An 8,757-nucleotide genomic window follows, 5' to 3' on the forward strand; every position below is an offset into this window, starting at 1 on the left:
TTTTCACCCTTTCACTTTTTCACCTTTTCACCTTTCATAGGGTTTTCCCTTGAAAGGGTAGGGTTTTCGCCTTGCGCAGGGGGAAAATAATGCATACCTTTGCCGGTGAGATAACAGTTAATACGACAACGCCATGAAACGGACTATACTCTATCTGGTGACAATGCTCACCGCAGTGATGACATCGCAGGCGATGACTTACACACAGGCGCAGCGCGAGGCGCTGTTCCTCACCGACAAGATGGCTTATGAGCTGGGACTTACCGAGAGCCAGTATAACGCAGTATATGAAATAAACTTCGACTATCTTGTGTCGCTGTCGACCCAGGCCGACCTGTACGACACGGGTTGGTACAGGCGCAACCTTGACCTGGGCTACGTGCTCACAGCGGCGCAGTACGGCCGGTACTGCACGATTGAGTACTTCTACCGTCCGGTATATTGGAGCTCGGGCTTCCGTTACCGCATATACTCGCGCTACGCCGACCGCTCCAGGCTGTACTACGGCCGCCCGAAGGTGTACGCTACGTACCGTGGCGGGCACAGCTGGCGGAGCAACGGGGGCAAGAGTTGGTATAAGGGCCGCACGTATTCAAGCGGCGGAAAGATGAAGGTGGTTAACAGGGTGAACGTCAGCACAGGCTCGCGCAACCATTCCAAGAAGACCTCGCACGCCGTGAAGGCCACGCCCGCCAAAAAGTCTGGGCATGCCGTTAAGCCTTCAACGGCCAAGCGCACCACTAAGGCAAACAAGCGTAATGGAAATTTTAAAGGTAAAAGTGGAAAGGTAAAAAGGTGAAAAGGTGAAAAGATGAAAAGATGAAAGGATAACGTGGATATTTGTAGTTGTAATGTTTTAGTTTTTATTTTGGTGTTTACGGGGCCCTATCGCTGACGCATACGGGCTCCGTACTGTTTTTCATATCGCGTTAAATCGAAACGAATATTTTTTTATGCCCACGTTTTTTGGTAACTTTGCACGAAGTTTTATTAAGCAGGCAAGCAGACGAGTTGACGGGCAGACAAGTCAACGAGCAGACAAGGAGATTTGCGTCTTTTGTCAACTCGTTGTTCGTTAGCTTGTCGACTGAAAAGGAAATCTCCTTGTCAGCTTGTTTGCTCGTCACTTGTCAATTAAAAAAGAATTATGGCCAAAAAAGACAATGAGCTTACTCCGATGATGAAGCAGTTTTTCTCGTTCAAGGCGCAACACCCTGACGCAATGCTGCTGTTCAGGTGCGGCGACTTCTACGAGACTTACCTGCAAGACGCCGTCGACGCCAGCCGCATACTCGGCATTACGCTGACGCGGCGCAGCAACGGCGGACAGCAGAACGGCGCGCCTACGGAGATGGCCGGCTTCCCTCACCACGCGCTCGACACCTACCTGCCAAAGCTGGTAAGGGCAGGGCGGCGAGTGGCCATCTGCGACCAGCTGGAGGACCCCAAGCTGACCAGGAAGCTCGTCAAGCGCGGCATTACCGAACTGGTGACGCCGGGCGTGGCCATGACCGACAATGTGCTCAACTACAAGGAAAACAACTTCCTGGCCGCCGTCAACTTCGGCAAGGCGGCCTGCGGAGTGGCTTTCCTCGACATATCCACGGGCGAGTTCCTCACCGGCGAGGGCTCTTACGACTACGTTGAGAAGCTGCTCGTCAATTTCTCGCCCAAGGAGGTGCTCTTCGAGAGGGGCAAGCGCGACGTGTTCGAGCGATATTTCGGCAACAAGTACTTCACCTTCGAGCTTGACGACTGGGTGTTCACCGAGCAGGCCGCCGAGCAGAAACTGCTCAAGCACTTCGGCGTGAAGTCGCTAAAGGGCTTCGGCGTAAACCATCTCAGGAGCGGCATTGTGGCCTCGGGGGCCATACTGCAGTACCTCGAGATGACACAGCACACGCACATCGGACACATCACCTCGCTCGCACGCATAGAGGAGGAGCGCTACGTAAGGCTCGACAAGTTCACAATACGCTCGCTCGAGCTGCTGCACCCGATACAGGACGACGGCTCGTCGCTGCTCGACGTTGTCGACAACACCGTCACCCCGATGGGCGCCCGAATGCTGAAAAGATGGCTCGTGTTCCCGCTGCGCGACGCCAAGGCCATATCCGACCGCCTCGACATCGTTGACACGTTCTTCCGCCATCCCGACTTCCGTGAGCTCGTAGACCAGCGCTTCCGCCGTGTGGGCGACCTCGAGCGTATCATATCCAAGGTGGCAGTGGGCCGCGTGTCGCCGCGCGAGGTGGTGCAGCTGAAGACTGCCCTGCAGGCTATCGTGCCGGTGAAGGACGCATGCATGACGGCAGGCGACGAAGGGCTGCGCCGCATCGGCGAGAACATCAGCCTGTGCGAGAGCCTGCGCGACCGCATTGCCCGCGAGATAAACGAGGACTCGCCGCAGCTGGTAAGCAAGGGCGGGGTAATAAGGGACGGCGTCAACGCCGAGCTTGACGAGCTGCGCCGGATATCCACCGGCGGAAAGGAATACCTGCTAAAGATACAGGAACGCGAGAGCGAAGCCACCGGCATAGCCTCGCTCAAGATAGGATACAACAACGTGTTCGGCTATTACCTCGAGGTAAGGAACATATACAAGGACAAGGTGCCGCAGGACTGGGTGCGCAAGCAGACGCTCGCGCAGGCCGAGCGGTACATCACCCAGGAGCTGAAGGAATACGAGGAGAAAATCCTCGGCGCCGAGGACAAGATACTGGCGCTCGAGGCAAGGCTCTTCAACGAGCTCGTGATAGCCATGCAGGAGTACATACCCGCCATACAGACCGACGCCTCGCTCATAGCCAAGATAGACTGTCTGCTCTCGTTTGCCAAGGCGGCCGAGCAGCACCGCTATATCCGTCCGCAGATAGAGGCCGACGAGATTGTGCTCGACATCAAGCAGGGCCGCCATCCCGTTATCGAGACACAGCTGCCCGTGGGCGAGACATACGTGCCCAATGACGTCTACCTGGACGACCGGCGGCAGCAGATAATGATGATAACCGGTCCCAACATGGCCGGTAAGTCGGCTCTGCTGCGCCAGACGGCGCTCATCGTGCTGATGGCCCAGACGGGATGTTTCGTGCCCGCAGAGAGCGCCAAAATAGGCTTGGTGGACAAGATATTCACCCGTGTCGGCGCGTCGGACAACATCTCGCTGGGCGAATCTACGTTCATGGTCGAGATGACCGAGGCCTCGAATATCCTCAACAACGTCACCCCGCGCTCTCTCGTTCTCTTCGACGAACTCGGCCGAGGCACGTCAACCTACGACGGCATAAGCATAGCGTGGGCAATAGTTGAGTACCTGCACGAACGGCCCAAGGCGGCAGCGCGCACGCTCTTCGCCACGCATTACCACGAGCTTAACGAGATGGAAAAGCACTTCCAGCGCATCAAGAACTACAACGTAAGCGTGAAGGAGGTTGACAACAAGGTGATATTCCTGCGCAAGCTGGAGCGCGGCGGGTCGGAACATTCGTTCGGTATCCACGTGGCGCAGATTGCCGGAATGCCCAAGAGCATAGTGCGCCGCGCAGAGGCGATACTCAAGCAGCTCGAGGCCGACAACGCTCAGGTAGGTTCGGTGGGCAAGCCCGTGCATGCTGAGAGGATAACGCCCGGCGGCGACGGCATGCAGCTGAGCTTCTTCCAGCTTGACGACCCCGTGCTGAGCCAGGTGCGCGACGAGATTCTCGGCCTTGACATCAACAACCTTACGCCGGTCGAGGCACTCAACAAGCTCAACGAAATAAAGAAAATTGTCACTGGCAAGTAATCCTATCAGGCCTATTAGGCTTATCAGGCTAATTAGGCCCAATGAGCCAAATAGGCCTAATAAGCCTAATAGTTTATGAAATAACAAATGTTCAATAAAAACAACATGATCAGGCCGGTTGAAACTAAGGACATACCGCAAATCACGGAGATTTACAACCGTTACATACTCAACGGGGTTGAGAGCTTTGAAACAGAGGCTCTTACCGAAGAGCGGATGGGCGGCCGCATAGCGGGTATATATCCTGATTTTCCATATTATGTGGCCGAGGAAGAGGGTAGGGTAGTCGGCTTCTGCTACGCCCATCCGTGGAAAGAGCGCGCCGCTTACGCCAACACTCTCGAGACTACAATCTACCTCCGTCACGGCGCAACGCGCCAAGGCACGGGCACGGCGCTGATGGAAAAGCTCGTTGACGAGTGCCGCCGTCGCGGCTTCAAGGCGCTGATAGCCTGCATAACGGGCGAGAACGAGGCCAGCATAGCGTTCCACCGCAGGCTCGGGTTCGAGCAGGTGTCGCTGTTCCGTAGTGTCGGCTATAAGCACGGACGCTGGCTCGACGTGGTTGACATGGAGCTTTTGCTGTGTTAGTTGCAGAAGTTCCGGCAGGGTAGGGAGCCTTAGTTGATTGTCGTGCGGCGCCCTGCAGCGGTTGTATAAGTTTACAGGCAGCCTTTCTTCCGTGCCCTTCGTTTCAGTTCGTCAATGCGTTTCTGGTAAGTCCTCATGAGCGATTTGCCCGAGTTTATTACCCTCAGGTCCATCGCCGTCGAACCGTCCACCATGTCGGGAGCTATCCTGTGCGCGGCATTCTTTCCCGCTTCGTGCGCCGCTTTGCCGCCGGTGCTTTTGGCTTCCTTGGCCAGTTTATTCTCGTATCTTGATATTTCGGACAATATTTGGGCGCAGCTTGAGCCTCCTCCCGACCCGCTTCCGATGTCGCCTGCGCCCATCGAGCCACCGCCTCCGCCCGACGAGCCGTGCTTTATCGTCTCTACCGTGGTGTAGGCCGTCGTCGCCACGCCAACCACTACCGCGGCAACTTCGAGCGCCGAGCCTATTCTGTTCCACCTGCGCTGGTTCCTGTCCTTCTTCGCCTGTTTCAGGTTGGCGGCTATCTCGGTGTTTTCAGGTTCGAGCTTGTGCGCCACTTTCAGCCTGTTCATTCCCTCCTTGTAGTCCTCGGCCTCGATGTCCATTATGCCGATGTTGTTGTGCGCCATGGCAAAGTCGGGGCAGGCGAGCAGTATCTGGTTGTACAGACTGGTAACTTCGTGCCTCGGAGCGTTGCTCTCGTCCATCTTGACAGCCTTGAGGAAGGCTTTTTCGACAATGCTGTCGGTCAGTTCACCGTTGGTGTCTACCAGTCCGCTTTCATAGTTGATGTAGGCTATCGCCTTGCCGTCTACGAACTCGTCAATGCCGTCAAGGCACGGTGGCAGCACCATCATGCCCGACGTGCGGTACAGTCCTATCCTGCCGCCCGTGTCGGCCACTATCATCGAGGCGCCGTCGTCGTAAGTTATGATGTCGTATTTTGCCGGGATTATTATGCGTCCGAAGGCGTCGGCCACGCCCCATTTGCCGTTCTGGGCTATCATCAGAAGGTTGTCGTCTTCAGGCACGATGTCGTCATATATCGGCGAGAGCACGCAACTGCCGTCGTCGGCATAGGCGCTTTTCAGTCCGTTCTCGTCCTTCACGGTTATCTTTCTCGTCTCGCCGTTGCCGCCGCCGTTGATTTTCGCGTCGGCCTCGGCAGCCGCCTTTGTTGTTATGTCGAGCGTCCTGGCGTATTTGCCCGCCGCGTAATCCTTGGCCGCCTGCTCCTTAGCCTCGCGGTAGGGTTTGTTAGAGAACGGCACGCTCGTCATCGCCTCCTCGAGCGGAAACTTGCACGGCACTACCAGTTCGCCGTTAAGGTTTATCGCGCCGAACTTGCCGTCCTGCTTCACCGTGGCGAGCTTGTTGTCGCGGAAGTTCTCGGCGTATTCGTATATCGGCTTTATCACGAACGCCCCGTTCTTGTCAATGAAGCCGTACTTGCCGTTTATCTTCACGGCGGCAAGGCCGAGGCTGAAGCCGTCAAGATTCTTCATGCTCTCGAATTTGGGTTCGATGACGAACCTGTTGAGCGTGTCTATATAGCCCACCTTGCCGTGCAGCTGCACGGCGGCAAGCCCCTCAGAGAATTCCTTTGCCACGTCCTCGTATTGCGGCGAGATAACCCATTCATCCTCGTATCCGTGGGTAAGCAGTTCGTTCTTCGAGCCGCCGCCTATGCCCAGAGTGCCGAACGATACGCGTTTGGCGCGCTGGAACCACAGGGTACGGCCGCTTTCCTCTTTGTTGACATATCCCCACAGGCCAGTCTCTGAGTCTTTCTTGGCCACGGTAAACTTGTCGTCGGCGCTCACGTGGGCGGCGGCGATGATGAAGAATATAAGCAGTAACGTTCTCATTGTTGTTTGTTTTTGCAGTAGAATCAGGCCGGGCCGCGGCCATTTGTCACACTGCAAATATAGTGAAAGGTGAGCGCAATGGCAAGAAAAAAACAAAGTTTTTTAACTTGACATTGCCGAACCGCCTCCTGTATTCGTGAAACAAATATAGCGAAAAAAACGTAAAACCACCATCCACTCGCTGCCTTATTTTCCCGTCTGTAAACACACTGGTTACACAACGGGCGGCATTACATGCCGTTGCGGCTTCTGAAGCGCTGTGGATGGTGGTTTCGGTCGGCCTTGCGGCCTGTAGGTTGCATGCCTGTATGCGGTTGGATTATCTCTCAGCCCCGAGCCGTCTCATCAGCGGACGGTTGAACATGCAGAGCTGGCCGACGATGACGAACGGAATGCTGAGCAGCTGGCCCATGTTAAGCAGCATGTCGGCCTCGAACGACTCCTGAATGTCCTTTGTGAACTCGATGAAGAAGCGGGCGGTGAAGATAAGCGTTATGCACAGTCCGAAGAAGAATCCCGTGCCCACGCGCTCGGGCCGTTTGCGGTACATGTACCATCCGATGAAGAAGAAAACGGCGTAGGCGATGGCCTCGTAGAGCTGTCCCGGATGGCGCGGATACATGTCCACGCGCTCAAAAATGAACGCCCAGGGCACGTCGGTTACCTTGCCTATTATCTCGGAGTTCATAAGGTTGCCCAGTCGTATGAGGCACGCCGTGGTTGGAGTGGCTATCGCCACGTTGTCAAGCACGCGCCAGAGGTTGACCTTCGTGTGGCGCACGTACAGCCAGAGGGCGATGATGAGTCCGATGGTGCCGCCGTGGCTGGCCAGTCCCTCGTAGCCGGTAAACTTCCACGAGCCGTCGGCCATGAAGTGTATCGGCAGGAACATCTCCACCACGTGGCGCCATGACGACAGGAAGTAGCCGGGCTCGTAGAACAGGCAGTGGCCCAGGCGCGAGCCTATCAGTATGCCGACGAAGCAGTAGATGAAGAGCGGGTCGAACAGCTCGGGCTTTATCTTCTGCTCCTTGTACAGGCGCTTGACGATGAGGTATGCCGCCAGCAGGCCCAGCAGCCAGCACAGCGAGTACCAGCGGAACGAGAAGCTCCCTATGCTGAACGCCACGAGGTCGGGGTTCCAGAGGATGGATAGTAATTGGTTCATATTTATTCAGTAGTTAAAGTAGTTAATGTAGTTAAAGTAGTTAAAGTCATTACTTTTGCTTGTAATGTGAAATAAATGGCTAATAGTCAAGGCATTTGACTTTAACTACTTAGCGACCAACGGGAGCGGTAACTCCTTTAACTACTCTAACTACTTGATATTTATACATTAAACCTGAAGTGCATGATATCTCCGTCCTGCACTACGTAGTCCTTGCCTTCTATGCCCAGCTTGCCGGCCTCGCGCACGGCGGCCTCAGAGCCGTACTTGATGTAGTCGTCGTACTTGATTACCTCGGCGCGGATAAAGCCCTTCTCGAAGTCGGAGTGGATAACGCCGGCGCACTGCGGAGCCTTCCAGCCCCTCTTGTATGTCCAGGCCTTCACCTCCATCTCGCCGGCGGTGATGAACGTCTGCAGGTCGAGCAGCGAGTAGGCCTTCTTGATAAGGCGGTTCACTCCGCTCTCCTCCAGGCCCAGTTCGTCGAGGAACATCCGCTTGTCCTCGTAGCTCTCGAAGCCCGCGATGTCCTCCTCTGTCTTGGCTGCTATGACAAGCACCTCGGCGCCTTCCTCCTTCGCAATCTCCTCTACGCGGCGGCTGTAGTCGTTGCCGTCCTTTGCCGACGCCTCGTCGACGTTGCAAACGTACAATACGGGCTTGGCCGTGAGCAGGAAGAGGTTGCGCGCGGCCTGCTGCTCCTCTTTCGACTCGAACTCTACTATGCGGGCGTTCTTGCCCTGTTCGAGCGCCTCCTTGTACGCTTCCAGTACCGTTACCTCCACCTTTGCGTCCTTGTTGCCCGCGGCGGCCACTTTCTGCTGCTTAGACAGACGGCCCTCGATGGTCTCCAGGTCCTTCAGTTGCAGCTCGGTGTCGATAATCTCCTTGTCGCGTATCGGGTCTATGGTGCCGTCAACGTGGGTTATGTTTTCGTCGTCAAAGCAGCGCAGCACGTGAATGATGGCGTCGGTCTCGCGTATGTTTCCGAGGAACTTGTTGCCCAGTCCCTCGCCCTTCGAGGCGCCCTTCACCAGTCCGGCTATGTCGACAATCTCGCACGTAGCGGGCACAATGCGTCCCGGATGTACAATCTCGGCCAGCTTAGTCAGCCGCTCGTCGGGCACGGTAATCATGCCCACGTTAGGCTCTATGGTGCAGAAAGGGAAGTTGGCGGCCTGCGCCTTCGCGCTCGACACGCAGTTGAAAAGCGTGGACTTGCCCACGTTAGGCAATCCCACAATACCACATTTTAATGACATATCTTTGTATAAACGTTTATAATCTTCGGGTGCAAAGGTACAAAATAATTCATAATAAGCAAATAAATTATTATAACATAC

The 8,757-nt window shown here is 55.6% G+C and carries 6 protein-coding genes; 3 read left to right on the top strand and 3 right to left on the bottom strand.

The features are described 5' to 3' along the window. Positions 1–133: 133 nt before the first annotated feature. The 3 genes from H6A34_RS12455 to H6A34_RS12465 all read left to right on the top strand — a co-directional run bounded on the left by H6A34_RS12455 (position 134) and on the right by H6A34_RS12465 (position 4,375). Complete coding sequence (locus H6A34_RS12455; RefSeq protein ID WP_205105783.1) at positions 134–799, top strand: hypothetical protein; 666 nt, start codon at positions 134–136, stop codon at positions 797–799. Positions 800–1,147: 348 nt separating this feature from the next. After that, positions 1,148–3,784 carry a DNA mismatch repair protein MutS gene (gene mutS / locus H6A34_RS12460; RefSeq protein ID WP_205105784.1) on the top strand — a complete coding sequence of 879 codons (2,637 nt, stop codon included), beginning with the start codon at positions 1,148–1,150 and terminating at the stop codon, positions 3,782–3,784. A gap of 105 nt (positions 3,785–3,889) precedes the next feature. Continuing rightward, entirely contained in the window at positions 3,890–4,375 is a 486-nt protein-coding gene (locus tag H6A34_RS12465) for a GNAT family N-acetyltransferase (protein WP_021947339.1), read from the top strand. A gap of 71 nt (positions 4,376–4,446) precedes the next feature. Here H6A34_RS12465 and H6A34_RS12470 read toward each other — a convergent pair whose 3' ends face one another. From H6A34_RS12470 to ychF, 3 genes are all read right to left on the bottom strand, one after another. Continuing rightward, positions 4,447–6,246, bottom strand: a complete 1,800-nt coding sequence (locus H6A34_RS12470) for a WG repeat-containing protein (RefSeq protein ID WP_205105785.1) — start codon at positions 6,244–6,246, stop codon at positions 4,447–4,449. 319 nt (positions 6,247–6,565) lie between these two features. Next, on the bottom strand, positions 6,566–7,414 hold the full coding sequence (gene lgt, locus H6A34_RS12475; RefSeq protein WP_205105786.1) for a prolipoprotein diacylglyceryl transferase: 849 nt from the start codon (positions 7,412–7,414) through the stop codon (positions 6,566–6,568). A gap of 161 nt (positions 7,415–7,575) precedes the next feature. Then, positions 7,576–8,676, bottom strand: coding sequence for a redox-regulated ATPase YchF (ychF, locus tag H6A34_RS12480; protein ID WP_205105787.1), 1,101 nt, complete (start codon positions 8,674–8,676; stop codon positions 7,576–7,578). Positions 8,677–8,757: the final 81 nt, after the last annotated feature.

Origin of the sequence: Marseilla massiliensis (assembly GCF_016899855.1) — a bacterium.
In the GTDB taxonomy this organism is placed as follows: Bacteria; Bacteroidota; Bacteroidia; order Bacteroidales; family Bacteroidaceae; genus Prevotella.

Excerpts from the sequence above, each read along its gene's own strand:
- H6A34_RS12465 (WP_021947339.1), top strand. The coding sequence starts at position 3,890 with ATGATCAGGCCGGTTGAAACTAAGGACATACCGCAAATCACGGAGATT.
- H6A34_RS12455 (WP_205105783.1), top strand. The coding sequence starts at position 134 with ATGAAACGGACTATACTCTATCTGGTGACAATGCTCACCGCAGTGATG.
- lgt (WP_205105786.1), bottom strand. The coding sequence starts at position 7,414 with ATGAACCAATTACTATCCATCCTCTGGAACCCCGACCTCGTGGCGTTC.
- mutS (WP_205105784.1), top strand. The coding sequence starts at position 1,148 with ATGGCCAAAAAAGACAATGAGCTTACTCCGATGATGAAGCAGTTTTTC.
- ychF (WP_205105787.1), bottom strand. The coding sequence starts at position 8,676 with ATGTCATTAAAATGTGGTATTGTGGGATTGCCTAACGTGGGCAAGTCC.
- H6A34_RS12470 (WP_205105785.1), bottom strand. The coding sequence starts at position 6,246 with ATGAGAACGTTACTGCTTATATTCTTCATCATCGCCGCCGCCCACGTG.